Here is a 22,731-nt window from a genome sequence, read left to right on the forward strand (position 1 = left end):
ATATGTTTGCAAACCCGATTATTTGGGCTGATTATCCGGATCTGGATGTGATTCGGGTCGATGATACCTATTATATGGTCAGTACAACGATGCATATGATGCCAGGCTGCGTCATCCTGCGATCCTATGATTTGATTCATTGGGAGACCGCTACTTATGTGTACGATAGACTTGATGACACACCCGCCCAGCGTTTGGAGGAAGGCCAGCAGATTTACGGCAAAGGCATGTGGGCTGCCTCGCTTCGACGCCATAACGATACGTTCTACGTCATTTTTGTTGCCAATGATACGCAAAAGACATATTTGTACACTGCCCAGGAAATAACGGGTCCATGGACGAAGCAGTATGTGGAAGGTTTTTATCATGATTGCTCGCTGTTTTTTGACGATGATAATCGAGTTTACCTGATTCATGGAAATGCCGAGATTTATCTGACTGAATTAAGTTCCGATCTCTCTGGACCCAAAGAGGGCGGAGTACATCGCATGATCGTAAAAGACAAACAGCCTTATTTCCTTGGCTATGAAGGTGCCCACTTCTATAAAATTAACGGGAAATATGTTGTGTTTCTGATCCACATTTCCAAGGCTTCCGGCAGAAGATCACAGGCTTGTTATACGGCTGATTCACTGGAAGATGAGTTTGTTGGCGGGGAAGTATTCAATGATGATATGGGGTATTTCAATTCAGGGGTAGCCCAGGGAGGAATCGTAGATACGCCGGTCGGAGACTGGTATGCCATGCTGTTTCAGGATCATGGTGCCATCGGACGCATACCCGTGCTGGTCCCGCTGCACTTCGAGAACGATATTCCGGTGTTTGCCAAGCAAGCGCCGAAGCAAATCCTGATTCCGAGCACGAGACCGGATTATACATACAAACCTCTGGTTGGGAGCGACAGCTTTTATTATGAACCCGGCGATGACGGAAGTGTACGACTGAATGATTTTTGGCAATGGAACCATAGCCCGCACGATGACCTCTGGTCCGTTACCGACAAACCGGGCGTTTATCGAATTCAATCCGGTCATATTCGTCCCAATCTGACCTTTGCTGTTAATACGCTGACGCAGCGCGCAATGGGACCCGTATGTGAAGCCATTGTCACACTGGATGGAAGCGGCCTGAAGGACGGTGATTATGCAGGACTGTGTTTTTTGATTGGCACATATGGTTTGATTGCACTTACGAGGAATGAAGGCCGTTTTTATCTGGTCATGCTGGCAAGAAGCAGTGAAGATTCAAGCATCTTCGGTAATCTGATCGATGCGGAGCCAGCCACCGAATACGCAAGAATCCCTATAGGGGAAACAGAAGTTAAGCTCAAGGCCATTGGGAATTTTGTGGACAATCAGGACGAGTGCACGTTCTTCTATCTGGAAGGCACGGAGTGGAAGCCGCTGGGTATCACTCACAAGATGATTTATAAGCTGGATCATTTTATGGGATGCCGGATCGGGTTGTTTTTATATTCGACAACAATGATCGGGGGAATGGCTGATTTTTCGAATTTTGAATATCAGGTGCTGCTGCCGGATAAGCAGAATGAATAGAATTGAAGTCGCCGAGCTGGCGACTTTTTTTAACAATATATTGACTCTTTCTGCTTCGGTGAAGCTATTTCATGTACAATGAGAACAGATTCCAGTATCAGGAAAAAGCGTTTATTTCAGCCGAATAGGGGTGCATCATATGCGCATCACTGTATTAACCAAAACAAAATTGGTCGTCATTCTACTGCTCAGCGCATGCATACCAACAGGACATACGCGTGGATATTCGCAACAAGACTTTATTGGTATGGATGTGCAGGCTGCGGATCATGAGCCGAATTTTGGAAAATACAGCTCTCCGGTGCAGGTATCTTTTGTCAGAGAAACAGGGGACGATCTGGAACAAATGATCAGCCAGCTGCCCGGGGAGACAATGCTGGACAATCGCTGGACCAGGTTATATGAGCAGGAGTTGGGGATTCAGCTTCAATATGACTGGATTGCCAAAGGAGATGTGTACGGACAGAAGCTGGGCGTCTCTCTTGCTGCCGGACGTATTCCTGACATTGTCAGGGTAAATCCATACCAGCTAAGGCAGTTGAGTAATGCAGGGCTAATTCAGGATCTGTCCGAAGTGTACCAAACCTATGCCTCTCCTCTTGCGAAGAGCATATTGGAAGCAGAAGGAAGTGGTCCGTTTGACGCGGCAACCATTGATGGCAAGTTGATGGCTATACCTGAAACGGCATCCTCCATTGAAACAGCCCAGTTCTTGTGGATCAGAACGGATTGGCTTAAACGCCTGCAACTTCATCCGCCTGTATCAATAGAAGACGTGCTTGAGATTTCGAAAGCGTTTACAGATGGAGACCCCGACGGTAATGGTCAACGGGATACGTACGGACTTGCTTTAACGAATCATTTGTGGGACCCGGTCATGGGAGCTGCCGGCCTGATGGCCGGGTATGATGCATATCCGAATATTTGGATTAAAGATGCGGAGGGCAAGCTCGTATACGGAGGCATACAACCTGAAGTTCGAAAAGCGCTGCAAGTCTTGCAAAAAATGTACCTGGAGGGCCAGATTGACCCCGACTTTAGTTATAAAAAAGGAACAAATGAAGCACGCCTGATCCAGAACGGAAAAATCGGCCTGCTTTATGGTGAACAATGGACTCCTTTTATGATCCAGTCGAGTCGGGAGAGCGATCCAAAAGCCGAATGGCAGGCTTTTCCCATCCCAGCAGCATCCGGTAGATTGGCCAAGGTGCCCCTTCGCACCAATACCTGGAAGTACTTCGCCGTTAGAAAAGATTACGCTCATCCTGAAGTCATCATGAAGCTCATGAATTTGCATTTGGAGACCAACTGGGGCGATCAGGCAGAGTACGAAACCTACTACAATGACGATTCCAAGGCCGTGTGGATGCTCTCGCCAGTCACCCCTTTTCCAGGAACCAAAAACCTGGACGCCTATCGCCAAATTCAGGAAGCGAACCGCTCAGGGGATCTTTCGGTCCTCCAAGAGGAAGCATTGGCTATTCAAAAAAGAATTCAAGCTTACATCCATGAAGACGTGGAGAGCGGTTGGGGATGGAATCAAACCTATGGGTCGTCTGGAGCGTTCAGCATTGCTGATGGCTACGAAAGAAACGAACAGCTGCTATACGATCAATTCACGGGAGGAATTACAGATACGATGATTGATCGACAGATGATACTGAATGATCTCCAGCTTGAAGCCTACCTGAATATTATTTTGGGCAGACCCATAGAAGAGTTCGATCAGTTTGTGACCAATTGGAAAATGTTGGGCGGAGATCAGATCACAGCGGAGGTTAATGCGTGGCACGATACCAAAAATACAAAAACGGCATTGGAACGTTAAATCCCTCCTCAAGGGTGCGTTCAGGCAAGAAGGCAATCCGTATGCTGGAGGGGATGAGTTGATTAAATTCCCGGCCCAATCATGGCGCAGCAGCATCTTCGCACGACTGGTCGTGACCTATCTGATCTTTGTTCTTCCGCTAATCCTGTTAGGGACGTATCTGTACAACTGGAGTTATGACAATGCCAGCCAGGAAATATCATCATCAACGGAAAGACGGCTTGCCCGTTATCTCGAAGAACTGAATCGAGAAATGGAATGGATGGAGTTGCAGCAGTTTGACATTGTAGAAGACAGAAAGCTGAACAGGCTTGCCATTCTTTGGAACATGATGGATCAGGTAGATCGTCGAGAAACACTGAACTATCTGGCCGAAAGGCTGGCTACATTTAAAAATAGCAGTGTCTATATCAAGAATGTCCATGTGCATATTCGCACGATTGGCAAAAGCGTCTCTGCTACCTACGGAATTGATGATTACAACAGCGATTCCTATAACTACTTCAGCTCAGGCGACCAGGGGAAAGGAACCCGTTTTAGAATAAAGGACGGTGGAATGAACCTGAGTGCCGTGAAGCAGGCTGGAAAAAAGGGAGAGGCTCCGTTATTCGCGGTCCAGGTTGAGCTGGATACAGAACAATTTCAACATGCACTGACCCAGCTTAATCTTTACTCTGACAGCGGTTCTTTCCTGATGGAGGAAAAAACGGGTCTTATCATTACAGACCTTTCGCAGCATGATTTTATCCTCTCTGAATATCGCGACCATATAGCCAAGAAAGACTATGGTGCATTTCAGGTGAAGGTGGATGGCATACGCTATTATGTCAGTCAGAGCCGTATGGAGCCTCTCGGCTTGTCTGTAGCCACGTATTTGCCGGAAGAGAGTGTGAAGAGGCCACTCAGCAAGTTCTATCATTGGGCCTGGTTGTTTGCCATTACATCATTTGTTGCTATTTCGGCCTTCCTATATTCCAGTTATAAGCTCATCCACATTCCTCTGCTTTTGCTCGTCAAAAGGTTTAAAAAAATGGAGACCGGGGTGCTGGATATTCCTATCGTGCACGAGCGTAAGGATGAGTTTGGCTTCCTGTATACCCGTTTTAATCAGATGCTTGAGAAGCTTCAGTTGCTGATCGATCGGGATTTCAAACAAACGATGATGACGCAGCGTGCCGAATTGAAGCAGCTTCAGTCCCAGATTAATCCCCACTTTTTATATAACAGTTTCTTTATCCTCAATTCACTTGCAAGAACAGGGGATACGGAGCGAATTGAACAATTCACCAACATGCTTGGCGAATATTTCAGGTTTATTACCCGGAACGAAACGGATCAGGTAAGGCTGGAAGAAGAGGCATCCCATTCACGGATTTATACCGAAATCCAGAAGCTGCGTTTCTCCAGACGCATACAGGCAGATTTCGGGGATTTGCCAATGACAATGGAGCGCATTCGTGTTCCCCGATTGATCATACAACCAATCATTGAGAATGCTTATGAGCACAGTCTGGAAAAAATGACCGATCCGGGCATGCTTCGAGTTCGGTTTGGCATCAAGGAACAGATCGCAGAGATTAGTGTGGAGGACAATGGCCATGAATTGGAGGATCACCATATTGAGGCGCTTCAACGACGTATACTGGAAAAAAGCGACTCGGATGAAATGACCGGTTTAATAAACATCCATCGACGCCTGGTGCTGACATACGGGGAAGAAAGCGGGTTGTTTTTGACAAGAAGTGAACTGTCGGGATTAAAGGTCACAATCCGAATTCATTTGGAAGGAAGGGAAGATGGATGTATCGACTTTTGATAGTGGATGATGAGGATATTATTACGGATGCTCTATATGAAACCTTTGCAAGATATATGCCTGACCGCCTTGATGTGTGCAAGGCTTATTCAGCGAGTGAGGCATTAGCCTGGCTGGAACGCTCCAGAATAGATATCGTTTTGACCGATATTCGCATGCCAGGTATGAACGGTCTTGAGCTGACGGAGCAGGTTCAGGCCTATTGGTCGCACTGCCGCGTTATTTTTCTAACAGGCTACAGCGATTTTAACTATGCTTACAGGGCTTTTCAGATGCCCAATGTCCGTTATTTGCTCAAAACAGAAGGTTATGACAAGGTGTTATCCGTTGTGAAGGAAGTAATGGAAGAAATCAGGAAAAGCCACCACATGCATGAGCTGCTGGAGAAGTCATACGAGATTACTTGTAAGCTGGATCTGCTTCAGCAGGAAGAGTATCTACGGAATCTGCTGCAGAACAGCCAGGCGTATGAGAGCTCTACTTGTGAAATCCAAAAACAATTGGATCGCTGGGACCTTGGGATGCATACTTCTTCCCTCGTATATGTTGTGCTTGGCCGGATTCATTCCAGGGATAAATATGCCCATACGGAACGCGCCAACATTCAGGCATCGATGCAATTGATCGTTTCCTCCCTGATGGATGAGCAGACTCATCACGTGAGCGTACCGGACCATTACGGGGATATGGTATGGCTTATTCAGCCCAAGCAGATGGAAACCGAGCCGAGCAGTTCCCTTGTCCGATATCTTGAGGGTACATTGGAATTGGTCCAGGAAGCATGTATGAATTCACTTGACATAGCTGTGGCATTTGCATTGGCTGGAAACAGTTGTTACTGGTCCGGAATTCCACGACAATACGAGAGGTTGAGACAGCTTCATTGGATGAAGATTGGCGATGGAATTTCCATGGTGCTTCGGGATTATGATGAGGTTTTGCCGAATCAGGGCCTAAAGGAGCTCACACGGGTCAGTAACCGGATCGATCTGATGTCAGGGTATTTGGAGACGGGGCGAATCCAGCAATTTTACGAAGTGTTTGAGGAATTGGCTAATGAACTGATGCAACAGGATGTCACCTTGGAGAGGGCTATGGAAACCTACTATAATCTGGCGCTTCATCTGTATTCAACCATCAATCGTTGGGGTCTGCATCAGGATATACCCGATCAGCGCAGACTGCTACATCTCAATGAGTATACGTGTATGAAGGATGCGGTGCAGTTTCTGTACCAGGCAGCCGACCAACTGGTTCGCTTCAAAAGCTCGAATGAAAAGGATCGGGCAAATGCCGTAATTCATTCCCTCTGTACTTACATCACAGAACATCTGGAAGAAGACCTTTCCCTTGTCAGACTGGCAGAGCTTTATCATTTCAATCCATCGTATCTGTCCCGTTTCTTCAAACAGGAGATGGGTATTAACCTCTCCGAATTCATAGACGAGCTGCGAATACGAAAGGCGAAGGATCTGCTTCGGAATGCGGATTTCATGGTTCGTGAGGTTGCACTTCAGGTCGGCTATGAGGCAGCTCATTCTTTTACCCGTTTTTTCAAAAAGGTGACAGGTATGACTCCCCAGGAATTCAGGGAATCTTTAATGGTTCGTTAATGAGGAAGAGAAGTAAGGTCACGGGCTTGAATCTCCAGTGGCCTTACTTTTCTTTTGGTTTAACGGCTGGCTAAGGTAATTTTCCCAAATTAAGCGGTGAACGTTTTTAGTTTACGATAGGCATTGGGACTCACGCCTGTGTAAGCCCTGAACTTTTTATAAAACCAGTCTGTATCCATATATCCGACCCCGGCTGCAATTTCATAAATCCGCAAATCGGTGGATTTCAGCAGCAGTTTGGCTTTTTCCATTCGTTGCTGAAGCAAGTAATCATTGAAGGACATGCTCTCTTCCAATTTGAATTTTTGCCCAAGGTATGCACAGTTAAAGTGAACCATATCGGAAATTTTTTTCAATGTGATATCCTCACTCAGATGATCGAGGACATAAGCTTTGATGATCTTGACCACCTGAGCGGAATGCACCTGTTTACCCTCAAGTTGAATGAGTGATCTTATTGAGGACAGATTTCGTTTGGGCTGCTCCGGCTCAAGTCTGAAGCGGAGTCTGTTGAGACTATTGAGGAGGGCAGAGGCATTGAACCGGCCGGGCAGATAATCGCTTACCTGATAGGCTAGTGCTTTACGGACAAGCTGAAAATGATCATGGCCTCCCATGATCAGTATGGGAATCTGGCTAATTTTTCGAATGTGTTGACATACCCACAACCCTGCAGCAGCACATCCTCCGGTGCTTATGAGCACTACAGTGAACTGCTGCTCAGACAATGCAGATACCGCAGACTGGGCAGAATCAACACAATCTCCAATGATATATTCAGAGTTGCTGCGGCGCAGCAGCTGTTGAATATCCCCGAACACACAGCGACTAAAATCCACAAGCAAGATGTTATGCATGAAGCAATCCCTCGCTTTCAATTGATATATACCGACTCCCCGCTCCTCAATACCTGAATGACAAATGTCTTAATTTCATTATGAGAAAAAAAGAAAGCGCATACAATGTGCATTTATTTGCAGAGGGAGCAATTGTTTACCAATTAAATAGGTAAATGCTTCAATCTGTATTCAAATTGCCAAAACCTATAATTTGCCAGGGTAAACACCTGTAATTAGACATGTTGTTTGCGCTTTCATTTAAAAGCTACACTTTGATGGAAAACGACTAAACCACATTCAGGGGGGACAACAATGAGAAAAAACATGTTCATGCTGATGAGTCTGCTTCTAGCAGTCATGCTGTTGATGAGTGCTTGCAGCAACGGCCCCAGCGCCCAGACAGAGCCAGAAACAAAGGCACCGCAGGAGGAGCAGGCCACGAACGAAACAGAAACGGAACCAAAGAATGAGAAATCTACCCCAGAGATGGATTTTGACATGGGGGGAAGAACCATCAAGGTGGTTGCCTGGTGGGATATGAAAATGACAGATAGCAACCCCGACAACATTCAGCGAATCGAGAATTTGGAGGCGTTGAAAAAGAAGCATAACTTTGACATCGAATACATTTCGATTGATTTTGGTGAGTATCAGGAGAAGGTCGTGGCTTCCCTGATGGCAGGTGAGCCGCTGGGTGACATTGTGCGGCTGGGCAAAGACTATGCCATTCCGGCACTGACCAAACAGGACCTGTTATGGCCCATTGATGAATACACCAAGAATGATAAGGTATTCAACCAGAAAACGACGAACCAGTACATGCAGTATGAAGGCAGAGGTTATGGATTCACTGAAGATCAATCTTCATTTATCAGTGGAATCTTTTACAATCGGACACTCATGCAGGAGCTTGGCATGAAGCCGTTGCAAGAATATGTGGACGAAGATCAATGGAACTGGGATACGTTCGTTGAAGTAGCCAAAAAGGCGAACAAGGATCGTAACAACGATGGAAAACTTGATACGTGGGGATTGGCCCAAACGGGACTGCTTGAGCCTGTACTGTATTCCAACGAGGCCTCTCTGACCAAGGCTGACAAACAAAATTTGGAGGACCCAAAAACAAAAGAAGCGCTAAGCTTTGTTTCCAAATTGGCGACAGAAAAGGTAGGAAGACCTACGGAGGGCGGAGACTGGACGGAACCGGCGACCTTCTTCCGTCAGGGTAATACGCTCATGTATTCGGGAGCCATGTATGAGATCGAAGGCATTCGTACAGATATGAAGGACTACGATATCGGTTTTGTTCCTTTTCCAAAAGGACCAAGTGCTACAGCGTACCACTCCGGGGAATCGCGTTATCAGGCGCTGACAATTCCGAAGGCAGTCGAGCATCCGGAACAGCTGATGTATATCTGGGAAAAAATCAACGAGATTGACTCCATATACGATTACCCGAGTCAGTCCACCCTGGAGACTCACCTGACGGAAGAAGCCGACATTGAAAATGCCAAAACCGTTGCCGAAGGTATGCTGGTGCTGGACCACAATACGTTCCCGTCACTGCCATTCTGGGATTTCAATGGTGAGCTGCTTGAAGGTGTATCCGTATCAACGGTCATTGAAAAATACAAGGCACCTTTCCAAGCTTCCATTGATGAAGTCTACAAATAAGCGTACTTAGCTGCTCTCTCGGGACGAAAACGCGTCTCAGGCTTAGGTCCCGAGAGGCCATTTCTATCTATAACATTCATACTCCACGGCAGAAGGAAGGGGGACGTATTCGAACATGCGGTCACGAAAGAAAAAGGCACTGATCCTGCTGCTCGCCATGGTGATGATCCTCTCATTATGGAGCATTTACTTTACAAGGGATCGTGGTCCCGGCATCGTTCAGGCACGCGAGGATTTCGAAGCGGTATCCGGTACAGAAGACTCTCGCAGCTATGAGCATTACCTTTCCGTTCATGCTGACGCAGACAAGCCGGAGCAGAAAATACGGATTGAGGGAGAGTCGTTCACCCAGGCTGTGAACGGGGAGTTCGAGATCGTCAATGCGTATGCCGGTTTGGACGGGAAAGCCGTCGTCACTCCGGAATCCGGCACCATCAGTTGGGAAGTTCCTGTTCAAGCCAGCGGGTTATACCAGTTACGAATACATTATTATCCTGCAACAGGCAAAAGCTCAGGGATTGAACGGCAGTTGGCGCTGAATGGAGAGGTTCCGTTCAGAGGAGCCGATGTGCTGTTATTTGACAGGGTATGGGGGAATCGCGATGACAATGTTCGCAGGGATGATCGCGGCAACGACCTCCGGCCACGGCAGGTTGAGCAACCAGCCTGGCAGCTTGCTTCTTTTAAAGACAGTGCGGGTTACTTCGAAGAGCCATACCAATTTTATTTTGAAAAGGGAACACAAACATTGTCGCTGACTTCGCTGCGCGAAAGCATGGCGATCGATTATATCGAGCTGTACCAGGAAGAGAGCATTCCAACCTACACAGAGCTTCAGGCTACTTATGAAGCAGCAGGTCTGAAGCCGGCTGATCCTGTCATGATCAAGGTACAGGGGGAGCAGGCAGTGAGTAAATCCTCGCCAACCCTCGCCCCGATCTCCGATCGTTCAAGCCCGTCTTTGGAACCGTATGATGTATCCAAAATCCGTGTCAATGCCATTGGGGGCATCAACTGGAAGCTTCCTGGTGAATGGATCGAATGGGATGTGGATGTACCGGAGGACGGCCTGTACCAAATGGGGCTCAAAGTAAAACAGGATCAGCTTCGCGGCGTGTATGCCACACGAAGTTTGACGATCGACGGCAAAATTCCTTTTGAAGAAATGAAGCGCATTCGATTCAACTACAGCCCGGAATGGCAGACAAGGGTGCTAGGCCCGAGTGAGAGTGAGCCATACCTGTTTCATTTGGAAAAAGGAACTCACCGTTTGCGCATGACCGTTACGCTCGGCGATATCGCTCCACTGCTGCGTACAGTGGAATCAAGCGTGCTGGAGTTAAACGAAATGTATCGCAAAATTCTGATGATTACCTCCAATAAACCGGACCCGATGAGGGATTATCAACTGGAAACTCGGATTCCGGAGATGATTGAGGTATTCAAGCGGCAGGCAGGCATTCTTCGATCGGTTGCTGACTATTTGGAGAAGGCGACAGGTGAACAAAGCGACAAGGTAGCCATTCTCCATGCCATGGTTATTCAGTTAGAGGACATGGCGGCAAGGCCCGAAACCGTGCCCAAACGTCTGGATACTTTTAAGATCAATGTGGGCGGGTTAGGTACATGGATTCTATCCGTACGTGAACAGCCTATCTCACTGGATTACGTCCTGGTATCCTCACCGGATCAGGAGATGCCGAAGGCAGAGGCGACCATGCTGCAGCAGATGAAACATGAAATGGGAGCCTATGTCGCTTCTTATACGGAGGATTATGACAGCATCGGAAACGTTGAACAGAATAAGGATTCCATCACGGTATGGATTACAACGGGACGCGATCAGGCACAGGTTCTGAAAGGTCTGATTGATGATTCCTTTACACCGGAAACGGATATATCCGTTCAATTGCGCCTCGTTCCGCCTAATATTCTGCTGCCTGCTACGCTTGCCGGGGAAGGACCGGATGTAGCCATGCAGATGGGCGAAGATATTCCGGTTAATTATGCCATGCGGAATGCAGCGGCTGATCTGAGCCAATTCCCGGATTTTGAGCAGGTTGCAACCCGATTTCGCGCAAGCGGACTGACGCCTTACCAATTCAATAACGGAGTGTATGCCCTGCCGGAGCAGCAGCATTTTCCGATGTTGTTTTATCGAAAGGATATTCTGAATGAGCTTGGCCTGGAGCCGCCAAAAACGTGGCAGGATGTGTATAATGCCATTTCGGTGCTGCAAAAGCACAACATGGAGTTCTACCTTCCGATTGAGGATACGACGAACAATGCCAACATGGTACCTAACGCGACCTTTGCCATGCTGCTCTACCAGAACGACGGCGAATTTTATTCAGAAGATCAGAAGGAAAGCGCATTGAATTCGGAGATTTCCATGGATGCATTCAAGCGTTGGACGCAATTTTATACCAATTACAAATTCCCTCTCAAAGCTGACTTTCCAAACCGCTTCCGTACCGGGGAGATGCCGATTGGCATTGCGGATTACACCACCTACAACATGCTGACGGTCATGGCACCGGAAATTCGCAATCTTTGGGATTTCACGATCGTTCCCGGCACGCAGCTGGAGGACGGGTCCGTAAGGCATGAGGTGGCAAGTGCCACGAGTGCGGTGATGATGCTGGAAAACGCCAAGAACAGAGAAGCTGCCTGGATGTTCATGAAGTGGTGGACCGACAAGCAGACTCAGATCGATTATGGCAGAGAGATGGAAGGACTCATGGGGGCAGCGGCGCGTTATCCGACTGCCAATATTGAAGCGCTGGAGCAGCTGCCATGGCCAGTTAAGGATTATCAGAACCTGAAGAAACAATGGGAGTGGGTAGAGGGCATTCCTCAAGTTCCCGGCGGATACTTTACGGGCCGACATCTCGATAACGCATTCCGCAAGGTGGTTAATGCCAATGAGAATCCGCGTGAAGCCTTGGCTGATTATGTCCTGTACATTGATGATGAAATCGAGCTCAAGCGCAAGGAATTCAATCTGAAGTAGAGAGAAGGGAGGGTAACGGTTGCACGCAGAAACCACCAAGTCATCCACTGCTCCTGCCATCAACACAAGGCAGAGCAGCTGGTGGTCCCTTTTGAAAAGGGATTTATACCGAAGCAGGCACTATTATGTGCTGATGGCACCGTTTATGCTGATCTTTTTCATGTTCACTGTCATTCCGGTGGGCATCTCGCTGGGCCTCAGCTTTTTTCACTTCAACATGCTGGAGCTGCCCCGATTTGTCGGCTGGCAAAATTATTCACGGCTGTTCCTGAACGATGATGTTTTTTTGATTGCACTTAAAAATACGCTGCTGTTTGCCGTGATTACGGGGCCAGTCAGCTATATTGCCTGTTTTTTGTTTGCATGGATTATTAATGAGCTGTCACCCAAAATTCGTGCAATCATGACACTTGTCTTTTATGCACCATCCATTTCAGGAAACGTTTTTTTCATCTGGCTAATCGTTTTCTCGGGAGACAGTTACGGATACATGAATGGTTTTCTAATGCGCCTCGGCGTTATTCTCGAACCGATTCAATGGCTGTCGAATGAGAAATACGTGCTGGCTATCGTCATCATCGTACAGCTGTGGCTCAGTCTCGGCACAAGCTTTCTTGCCTTCATTGCCGGACTTCAGACCATCGATCGTTCCCTGGTGGAGGCGGGTACGGTGGACGGTATCAAAAACCGGTGGCAGGAGCTTTGGTATATTACGCTGCCTTCGATGAGACCACAGCTGATGTTTGGTGCTGTCATGCAGATTACAGCCTCGTTTGCCGTGGCCGAAATCTCCATTGCACTGGCTGGCTTCCCGAGCGTTAACTATGCAGCACATACCGTAGTAACCCATTTGATGGACTTTGGAACCATTCGGTTCGAGATGGGCTATGCGTCCGCAATCGCAACCGTTTTGTTTGTCCTGATGCTGGGAACGAACGTGCTGACACAAAAAATGCTTAGAAAGATAGGTGAATGACAATGACCAGCAAGGTACGTGCCGTTTTCGGCATGCCGAGAAGACTTAATCGGTCATTTACCGTCAGTCTGATGTTGTTTGCACTGCTGGGTCTGTTCGGGTCATTTATGGTATTGCCATTGATCTATACGATCAACAATGCCTTCAAACCTTTGGATGAGCTGTTTATTTTTCCGCCGCGATTCTGGGTGAACAATCCGACGATGGAAAATTTTGCGGATCTGATCAATCTGATGGGCAACTCCTGGGTTCCTTTATCCAGATATATTGCCAACACGCTGTTAATTACGTTGCTGGGAACGGCAGGGCATATCCTTCTCGCTTCCGCAGCGGCTTATCCGCTGGCCAAATACCGATTTCCCGGCTCAAATGTACTGTTTACCATCGTCATCCTGTCGCTGATGTTCTCACCGCATGTTACGGCAATTCCGAACTACATGGTGATGTCCTGGCTTGGATGGATCAACACCCATGCGTCCATCATTGTGCCTTCTCTCGCATTTTCTCTTGGGCTGTTCCTGATGAAACAGTTCATGGAGCAGATTCCGGATGCGCTGCTGGAGGCCGCCAAGATCGACGGGGCGAACGAATACCGCATATTCTGGAGCATCGTCATGCCTAACGTGAAGCCTGCTTGGCTCACGCTTATGATTTTACAATTTCCAGCATTATGGGGAACAGACGGCGGAAGCTTCATCTACAGTGAAAACCTGAAAACGCTGCATTATGCGCTCAGTCAGATTATCCAGGGGGGGATCGCCCGGGCAGGTGTCGGTGCTGCGGTAGCTCTGCTGCTCATGATCGTGCCTATTACCCTGTTTATCATCTCTCAGAGCAGTGTCATGCAGACGATGGCAACTTCCGGAATGAAAGAGTAGAAGGGGGGCAGCAACATATTGAACAGCGTGTGGAAAAAAAGCGGATGGCTCACCCTGGGTCTTGCCTGCCTCCTGTGCTTGGGAAACGCAGCGTCAACGGCTTTCGCCGACGGTCAGACGAATGCGTACAATTATTCCTACTGGGGAGATGCGGTTCGTTCTCCTGCCGCTTATGAGGCGACGGGAATTGTTACGGGCAAGGAACTGGATATTGGACCATTTAAAGAACCGAACGATATGCACGTCACTGCTGATCAGCGGGTGTATGTGCTGGATTCGGGCAACAGCCGTATTGTCGAGCTGAATCAAGAGATGAAGCTGACAAGGGTTATCGATTCTTTTGATCATGATGGAACGAAAGACAAATTCAAACTTCCGCAGGGATTATACGTATCGGACAGCGGGCAACTGCTCATTGCGGATACGGGTAACCAGCGGGTTGTGCATCTGGATAAGCAAGGTCAACTGATCAAAATTGTGGAACAGCCACAATCCGAGCTGCTAAAGCCAGACTTTCAGTTCAAACCACTGCGCGTTGTTATGGATAAAGGCGAACGGATCTATGTCATGGCCGAAGGCGTATTCGATGGTTTTATGGAATTTAATTCTGATGGAACCTTTGCTTCCTTCATTGGAGCCAACAGAGTCCAGGTTGACCCGGTGGTGTACTTGTGGAAACGGTTCGCAACTCGGCAGCAGCGCAGCCAGATGGTCATGTTCACACCCACCGAGTTCACCAATATGGACATGGACGGAGAGGGCTTCATCTATGCAACCAGTGGAGACAAGACCGGATTACCCATCAAAAAACTGAATGCACAGGGCTTGGACATTTTGAGAAGAGAAGGATATTATCCACCCCAGGGTGATTTGCTGTACAGCAATGAAAAGGGGCCTTCACGTCTCATTGATGTCGACGTTGGAGACAGCGATATGTATTCCGTACTGGATGCCAATATGGGACGGATCTTCACCTATAACGGGGATGGATATTTGCTGCACATGTTCGGAGGTATCGGAAATCGGCTTGGACAATTCAACACCCCTGTTTCTCTGGAGCGTGTGGGGGATCGTATGCTTGTTCTGGACAAAGCGCTCGGAGAAATCACCGTTTTTCAAACCACAGAATACGGACGTACGCTTCATGAAGCTGTACGCAGTTATTTCAATGGGGACGAGGAGGGTTCTGCGGCGAATTTTGCCAAAGCAGCAGATATGAATGCCAATCTTGAATATGCCTACGCAGGTATCGGAAAAGCGCTTTTGCGTCAGAAGGATTATGCGGAATCCACGCAATACTTTAAGCGAAGCATGGAACGAGAAGGGTATTCCAAAGCGTTTCTCCTGTATCGAAAAGAACTGCTCCGCGAGCATTTTTCATGGATCATGTCCGGACTGTTACTGGTCATTGTCATGGTGGTGATCGCATTCATAGTCCGCAGGCAGAGAAGGGGGAGCACACATGCAAGCATCAAGTAGACAGCTGATCCAATATCCGCTTCATCTTATTTTTCATCCATTTGACGGGTATTGGGAACTGAAGTATGAACGAAATCAGAGAACAACACTGATGATCGCATGGATCATTCTTGCAGCACTCATGGTGACAACGATTCTTCAGGCCCAATACAGCGGTTTCCTGGTCAATTTCAACAACCCGAAACGACTCAACAGTCTGATGGAAATGGTCTATGTCATTGTCCCGGTGCTGTTCTGGTGCACAGCGAATTGGTCCTTAACCACACTTATGGACGGCGAAGGCAAATTTTCAGAAATCTTCATGTCCACCTGTTTCGCACTGGTTCCGCTGATTCTGGTACAGTTTCCCTGGATTTGGCTAAGTCTGATCATTTCCAATCAGGAAACCGCCTTTTATTATTTCTTTAACATGGCTGCCACGGCCTGGACGGTATACCTGTTATTTGTCGGCAATATGACGGTGCATCAATACTCACCCGCCAAAACGGTGCTGACCATGCTGTTGACGCTGGTTGCCATGGCATTCATGGCCTTTCTCTGCCTGCTGTTCTTCAGTCTGGTGCAGCAGATTGTGTCCTTTGCAGCCACCATCTATCAGGAACTTGTACTCCGGGGCTAAGGAAGGAGAATGGAGATGAACTATGACATGGTCAAAAAAATGATCGTGATCCTGCTCGTGTTCGGCCTGTTTCTTGGCGGATGTCAATCCGATTCTGCGCCGGTAACCAGGATGTCGACGAATACAGATGAGCAAGCGGAAGTGCCTGTGCTTCCACCTGGAGAGAAGCTGGCATCGTCTTTCAGTGTTGCCCGTCTGCCGGATATGCTCGGTCTAGCTCAGAATGATGAGCTGCAGCTGCTCATCCAGGAGGATACAGCCGAGATTGCGGTGGTTCACAAGCAAAGCGGGCAGGTCTGGCGCAGTAATCCCAAAGAGCGAAATCTGGATGCGCTTGCGACAGGAATTAACAAAGACCTGCTGTCGGCGCAAGCTAAGCTCACTTTTTATAACAGCTTGGGACAGAGCAACTCGGTCAATTCCTATACGGATAGTGTATCCCACCAGCAAGTAAGCTACGAATCATTGCCAAACGGCGTTCGGGTGAATTACCAGTTTGGAAGCGATGAGCGCTCGATCGATGATCTGCCTGTAAAAATCAGCAAAGAGCGTTTCGAGCAGAAGCTGCTTGCTACGCTCGACAAGGCTGGGCAGCGGGCTTTGAAGATTGGATATGCGCAAGATAAGAATGAAGATGTTTATGTACGAATCGACAAGGCGATGCAGGGGCTTCAGCTAACGCGTGCTTTGAAGGCTTTTGAGACAGCCGGATACACCTCCGAGGACCTTGAACTGGACAATGCCGAGAACGGTGTTGAACAGGAGAAAAGCGGCCCCCGAATGTTCATGGTTTCCATCGAATACGAGCTGGACGGGGAATCCCTGGTTGTACGTGTTCCAGCAGCAGGCATCCATTTTCCAGAGCAATATCCGATTAACAGCATTTCAGTACTGGATTACTTTGGGGCAGGTACAGCAGATCAGGAAGGGTCTTTGTTTGTACCTGACGGGTCAGGAGCGCTCATTCATTTCAACAATGGAAAGGTTCAATACCCTTCTTATCAGCAGGACGTGTACGGACCCGATCTAACGATGAAGCTTCGTGAAGTGGACTCTTCCGAGGAAAGAGCCAGACTACCGGTATTTGGTCTCATTCGTGAAGGCGGCGCATTTCTGGGCATTATTGAGGAAGGTGCAGCAGCGGCCGTTGTGAATGCAGATATCAGCGGAAAGCTGAATAGCTACAACAATGTGTATCCAAGCTTTTACGTTGTAAACAAGAGTGATGTCACACTTCAGGCCAGCGATATGGTACGGACACTTCCCAAGTTCCAGAAGACGCCGACCGCATCCGATTTTGTCGTTCGTTATGCTTTTGCTGGAGAAGAGAAAGCCTCTTACTCTGGTCTGGCTTCCTTATACCGTGACTACTTAATCAAGACAAATGGCCTTCCAGCGAAGCAAATGGCTGAGGGGGACAAAGACATTCCGTTTTACTTGAAACTTATCGGCGGAATGACGACCCAAAAACATATGCTGGGCATTCCTTACGACTCCACCGAAGCGTTGACCACCTTTGATGAAGCCCAGCAAATCTTGTCGACCCTGAAGGAAAAACAAGTATCCAACCTTCAGGTTCGTTATGCGGGATGGTTTAACGGGGGACTTCAACACCAGATGCCGGATTCCATTCATGTGGATGGAGCGATTGGAGGACGAAAAGGCATGCAAGCGTTCAGCGAGTACACACATGAGGAGGGAATTGGCTTTTATCCCGATGTTGCTGTACTAAATGTACACTCCAAGAAAGGGTTCAGTCCTTCCAAGGAGGCTTCACGTACCCTGACGCAGGAACCGGCGCTTCTGTATCCCATGGACCCGGCAAGATTGCGGCGTGATCGGGACCGACTCCCGTCCTATATCTTGTCTCCACGTTTGCTGAGTGATGTGACTCAAGACATGCTGGAAGCACTCCAGCCCTTTCAGCTAGGTGGATTATCGCTGCGTGATCTGGCTGAGCAGTTGAACAGTGACATGAATCCGAAAAAACTGCTGGATCGTACAGGGGCGCAAGTTGCAGCCACCGAAACCTTGAAACAGATTGCACAGCAAGGCATGCCCGTTGTCGCTGAAGGAGGCAATGCTTATGCCCTGCCATATGTGACAGGTCTGACGGATGCACCCATGTCCAGCAGCCGCTTCAAATTGGAGGATGAGGAAATTCCGTTCTTCCAACTGGTGACACATGGGGGAATCAGCTATACGGGAGCAGCCTATAATCTGTCCACGTATACCGACGCGAGACAATACGTGCTGAAACTTGTAGAGTACGGGGCAAGTCCTTACTTCACTTGGTTTAACGCGCCGAATCATGTTGTGAAGGAAACGGATTACGATTATCTGTATGCTGCACATTATGAGCAGTGGCTGGATCTCGCAGCCGAAATGTATAAAGAGGTCAATCAGGCGAATCGTGCATTCGCAGGATCTCACATGATATCCCACGAGAAGCTTGATGAAGGCGTGTTCCAAACGAGCTATGAAAACGGCGGTTTTGCGGTTGTGAATTATAACGACTTTCCGGTTCAGGCAGCAGGTCAAACCGTAGAAGCCAAAAGTTATGTGACAGGTGGTGAGCAACTCTGAAAGCGCTATTGAGAGGGAAGTGGGGACGTCGAACCTATGCCCAGCAGAAGGCCGCATGGGGAGTCATTTATGTGCTTCCCTGGCTTATCGGGTTTGTACTGTTTTTCTTTGTTCCGCTGCTGGCTTCTCTGCGTTACAGTTTGAGCTCCATTCAGGCAAACGCAGAGGGCATAACTATCCAGTTCACAGGTCTTGCCAACTACATCCAGGCATTGACGGTTAATACCAGCTTCAACCGGGCGCTTATTGAATCCATTACGGATGTTTTAGTCAATGTGCCGCTGATCGTTATCTTTAGTTTGTTTCTTGCTGTTATTCTGAATCAGAAGTTCCCGGGTCGGGCGATCGCGCGGTCCATCTTTTTCCTTCCGGTCATTCTGGCATCAGGGGTCATTATGTCACTGGAAAGCACCAGCCTGATCGAGGCTGTAAATCAGAGCAGTACCGGCGGCAGTGCCTTGGGCACATTTGCGCTGGAAAACCTGATGCTGGACGCCGGGCTGAGCGAGTGGGTTGTGACGTATTTAAGCGGGGCGGTAGACCGCATTTATCAGATCGTTAGTCAATCGGGTGTGCAAATTCTGATCTTTCTGGCCGGAATCCAAACCATATCACCCCAACTGTATGAGGCCTCCAAAATGGAAGGGGCCACCGGCTATGAAGCCTTCTGGAAAATTACATTTCCGATGGTCAGCCCGCTTATTTTTGTCAACGTCATCTATACCATTGTGGATTCGTTTGCCAACAATGCCATGACAACCCTTATTCGGGATACAGGTTTTGTCAAATTCGATTTTGGATTAAGCTCAGCCATGGCGTGGGTGTATTTCGTGGCCATTGCTCTCATTTTGGTGCTCGTGTCCCTCATTTTCTCCAAACGTGTCTTCTATCAAGATTAGAAAGGGGGTTGTTCGGATGATAATATCCAGACTGTTTTCACTTGAGCAGTGGAAAAGCTGGCTGTGGTCCATCGTGCGATTCACACTGATTGCCGGGCTATCCTTCGTGATTCTGTTTCCCATATTTCAGAAAATATCAACGTCCATCAAGGATAAGAGTGATTTGTATTCAGCTGTTGTGGTCTGGGTTCCACAGAATTTCTCCTTCGATAATTTCCGGGAGGCTATTCGTGTCATGGATTACTGGGCAACGCTGTTCAATACGTTTGCGTTGTCCGCAACAACGACCATTTTGACAACGCTTTCCTGTGCGCTTGCCGGATACGGGTTTGCCCGTTTGAAATTTAAAGGCAGCAACCTGTTATTCGCCGGGGTTATCCTGACGATTCTGGTTCCACCCACCACAATTCTGATTCCGGTGTATCTGAATCTGAAAAGCTTTGATCTCATGGGACTGATGAGTCTTCTGGCTGGTAAACCCGTGAATTTGCTGAATACGTACTGGCCGTTTATCCTGACCGCTCTTACAGCGAATTCACTAAAGGCGGGCTTATATATTTTCATTTTCCGCCAGTTTTTCAGAGGTATACCCAAGGAGGTAGAGGAGGCGGCTTACGTCGATGGTGCAGGCATCAGCCGTACATTTGCACGAATTATGCTGCCGAACGCCATTCCGTCGATCGTTACGGTGCTGCTCTTTTCCTTTGTGTGGCAATGGAATGACAGCTTCTATACGACAACGTATCTGACATCCAGCAAAGTCATGTCAACCCAACTGTCTTCCCTTCCTTACAATCTGGCCCAGCAGGTAAGCGATGGTGCATCCAAAGCTGATCCATTTTACCTGAGCATGATTCAGGATACGGGAATTCTATTGGCCATCTTGCCACTGATTATCATTTACCTGTTTGTACAGCGCTATTTCGTTGAAAGTGTTGAACGTACCGGCATCGTTGGATGATGATTTATTGTGTAAAAGTTTAGTAGAACAGATATAGGAGAGGAGGTGATGCCGTCTGTTTCAACGCTTCACCAATTAAAACAGGAGGGATTATATTGAAAAAGTGGTTGATATCATTGAAATTCATGCTCGTTCTTGCTTTGCTGTTGTCCATTACACCACTCGGACCGGGACGCGCGGAAGCATGGGTCGGCATGCCGATGGACAAGCTTCACGTAAGTGGAAAGAATCTGGTTAACAGCAATAATCAGCCAGTCTTACTAAGTGGTTGGCATCAGCCCTCAGGTGCTTATTGGACATACCAGGACAGCAAATATTATCTAAATCTTCATGGCAACAACCGCCATGCTGCCACATTGGCTTATCTGAAAGACATTACGGATACGTTCACAAGTACAAGTCCAAAATACGGAAGCAGCCACGGTTGGAATATGAATCAGATTCGTCTGTTCATTGACCGTGAGGACATGGGTGACGTAGCCGCAGGTACTTACAATTTTACAGGTTTACAAACGGTAACGCAGAATGTCATTATTCCTTATATCCAATATGCAAAAACGAAAGGCGTCTATGTCACGCTCGGCCTTGACTTCACACTGAAGGATGACCAGGGGACTACTGCAGCCAATCTGCAAAAGTTCAACCAAATCTGGGGTTATCTCGCTTCCCGCCCGGAGATCAAAAGTGCAGACAACGTACATTTCGAGCTGATCAACGAACCGATTAAATCGTATGCCAACGGCCATTGGGGTGGATATAATGGCGAGAACGACTTTGTGGATCACTGGAACGATCTGCGGAATTTCCAGAATTCCATTATCTCTACCATCCGGAGCCAAGGTGCAGATAACGTCATCTGGGCCGCCGGACTGGGATACAATCAATTCTACAGCCTGACAGCAAGCCATCCGTTGACAGACCCACTGAACAATTACGGTTATGCGGTTCACTGGTATCCGGGGTATGGTGCGTATGACAACATGTCGATTTTGCAAAATCAGTGGAATACCAATGTGAAGGCAGCTGCCGATAAATATCCAATCAATATCACCGAAGTAACGTGGTTCAAAAAGAAAGCAGGCGATTCCGCATATTGGGATCTGTTTAACGGCAGCAATGAAGGCTTTGGCAACAATACAAAGACCATTTTCAACGCGGCAGGCAACGTGAGCATTGCGGCTCACATGAATGGATTTATTCTCGATGCTGGGCAGCGGAGCTCCTTCGCCGATCCGACGGCTGGCCTGAAATGGGACGGCGATGCTTCACGGAGCGCGATGGGCAGATTCCTCTTCAACTGGTTTTATGAACGTGCTCAGAACTACCCGGACGGGGGCACTCCATCAACCGGTTTGATCTCAGGTGTAACATACAAGATTTTGGCCAGACATTCGGGCAAGGTGATTGATGTGCCGGGTGGGGTAAATGAGAATAATTTGCAGCTACAGCAATGGTCTGATCTGGGAGGAAATCCTCAAAAGTGGGTCCTGAACCAGATTGCTGGTGGTAGCTACAGTCTGACGAGTGTGAATTCACCCGATAAGGTCATCGACATTCGAAATGGAACCAGCAACAACGGAGAAGCGGTTCAGCTTATGAGCAATTTGAATACCACAGCGCAGCATTTCAAAATCAATGATCTGGGCAATGGGTACTGGAGCATAATAAATGTAAACAGCAATAAAGCCGTTGAAGTAGCAGGTTCTGCGACGACAGACGGTGCAAAATTGCAGCAAAATACCTTTACCAATGCGACCAACCAGCAATGGAAGTTTGTTGCTGTCAATTAATAAACATGTACAAGCAGGACCTCCCAAGCCATAATATGGCCGTGGAGGTCCTTATTTGTATTGAGGAGTGGAAATCAGCAAAAACATGAAAAATTAGTATACGGATCAGACGCAGCGGTTCTATTCTATTTAACGATATGGGGTCTTGTCATGGGTTTTTAAGGATTTGTACCAAAAAGAAGAAGTTGTACCTTCACCTTGTGC

General features: G+C 47.9%; 15 protein-coding genes. 14 read left to right on the plus strand and 1 reads right to left on the minus strand.

Annotated features, from left to right (window positions below; all coding sequences use genetic code 11):
• The first annotated feature begins 2 nt into the window (after positions 1-2).
• The 4 genes from JNUCC31_RS30915 (at position 3) to JNUCC31_RS30930 (ending at position 6,813) form a co-directional block, all read left to right on the plus strand.
• A complete protein-coding gene (locus tag JNUCC31_RS30915) occupies positions 3-1,556 on the plus strand; it encodes a glycoside hydrolase family 43 protein (protein ID WP_192267109.1) in 1,554 nt (517 codons plus the stop codon).
• A 139-nt stretch (positions 1,557-1,695) separates the two neighbouring features.
• The gene (locus JNUCC31_RS30920; protein ID WP_192267110.1) at positions 1,696-3,384 is read left to right on the plus strand and encodes an extracellular solute-binding protein; all 1,689 of its coding nucleotides are present in this window, start codon (positions 1,696-1,698) and stop codon (positions 3,382-3,384) included.
• Positions 3,385-3,442: 58 nt separating this feature from the next.
• Entirely contained in the window at positions 3,443-5,200 is a 1,758-nt protein-coding gene (locus JNUCC31_RS30925) for a sensor histidine kinase (protein ID WP_192267111.1), read from the plus strand.
• Between the two features lie 2 nt (positions 5,201-5,202).
• Positions 5,203-6,813 (plus strand): helix-turn-helix domain-containing protein, encoded by a 1,611-nt coding sequence (locus JNUCC31_RS30930; protein WP_228469799.1) that lies wholly within the window; start codon positions 5,203-5,205, stop codon positions 6,811-6,813.
• Between the two features lie 89 nt (positions 6,814-6,902).
• On the opposite strand, the gene JNUCC31_RS30935 is transcribed toward JNUCC31_RS30930, so the two are convergent.
• Positions 6,903-7,670, minus strand: coding sequence for a response regulator (locus tag JNUCC31_RS30935; RefSeq protein WP_192267113.1), 768 nt, complete (start codon positions 7,668-7,670; stop codon positions 6,903-6,905).
• 294 nt (positions 7,671-7,964) lie between these two features.
• Here JNUCC31_RS30935 and JNUCC31_RS30940 point away from each other — a divergent pair, with 294 nt between their 5' ends.
• The 10 genes from JNUCC31_RS30940 (at position 7,965) to JNUCC31_RS30985 (ending at position 22,527) form a co-directional block, all read left to right on the plus strand.
• A complete protein-coding gene (locus JNUCC31_RS30940; protein ID WP_192267114.1) occupies positions 7,965-9,326 on the plus strand; it encodes an extracellular solute-binding protein in 1,362 nt (453 codons plus the stop codon).
• A 115-nt stretch (positions 9,327-9,441) separates the two neighbouring features.
• Entirely contained in the window at positions 9,442-12,339 is a 2,898-nt protein-coding gene (locus JNUCC31_RS30945; RefSeq protein WP_192267115.1) for an extracellular solute-binding protein, read from the plus strand.
• 58 nt (positions 12,340-12,397) lie between these two features.
• Complete coding sequence (locus JNUCC31_RS30950) at positions 12,398-13,315, plus strand: carbohydrate ABC transporter permease (protein ID WP_228469800.1); 918 nt, start codon at positions 12,398-12,400, stop codon at positions 13,313-13,315.
• Between the two features lie 2 nt (positions 13,316-13,317).
• A complete protein-coding gene (locus JNUCC31_RS30955; RefSeq protein ID WP_192267117.1) occupies positions 13,318-14,193 on the plus strand; it encodes a carbohydrate ABC transporter permease in 876 nt (291 codons plus the stop codon).
• Between the two features lie 15 nt (positions 14,194-14,208).
• The gene (locus JNUCC31_RS30960) at positions 14,209-15,672 is read left to right on the plus strand and encodes an NHL repeat-containing protein (RefSeq protein WP_192273489.1); all 1,464 of its coding nucleotides are present in this window, start codon (positions 14,209-14,211) and stop codon (positions 15,670-15,672) included.
• Positions 15,656-16,291 carry a Yip1 family protein gene (locus JNUCC31_RS30965; protein WP_192267118.1) on the plus strand — a complete coding sequence of 212 codons (636 nt, stop codon included), beginning with the start codon at positions 15,656-15,658 and terminating at the stop codon, positions 16,289-16,291. Before JNUCC31_RS30960 ends, JNUCC31_RS30965 begins: the two co-directional genes overlap by 17 nt.
• A gap of 15 nt (positions 16,292-16,306) precedes the next feature.
• A complete protein-coding gene (locus JNUCC31_RS30970) occupies positions 16,307-18,877 on the plus strand; it encodes a DUF5696 domain-containing protein (protein ID WP_192267119.1) in 2,571 nt (856 codons plus the stop codon).
• Positions 18,874-19,776 carry a carbohydrate ABC transporter permease gene (locus JNUCC31_RS30975; RefSeq protein ID WP_192273491.1) on the plus strand — a complete coding sequence of 301 codons (903 nt, stop codon included), beginning with the start codon at positions 18,874-18,876 and terminating at the stop codon, positions 19,774-19,776. Before JNUCC31_RS30970 ends, JNUCC31_RS30975 begins: the two co-directional genes overlap by 4 nt.
• A gap of 16 nt (positions 19,777-19,792) precedes the next feature.
• Positions 19,793-20,737 carry a carbohydrate ABC transporter permease gene (locus JNUCC31_RS30980; protein WP_192267120.1) on the plus strand — a complete coding sequence of 315 codons (945 nt, stop codon included), beginning with the start codon at positions 19,793-19,795 and terminating at the stop codon, positions 20,735-20,737.
• 95 nt (positions 20,738-20,832) lie between these two features.
• The gene (locus JNUCC31_RS30985; protein ID WP_192267121.1) at positions 20,833-22,527 is read left to right on the plus strand and encodes an RICIN domain-containing protein; all 1,695 of its coding nucleotides are present in this window, start codon (positions 20,833-20,835) and stop codon (positions 22,525-22,527) included.
• Positions 22,528-22,731: the final 204 nt, after the last annotated feature.

This window comes from Paenibacillus sp. JNUCC-31, assembly GCF_014844075.1.
Classification (GTDB): domain Bacteria; phylum Bacillota; class Bacilli; order Paenibacillales; family Paenibacillaceae; genus Paenibacillus.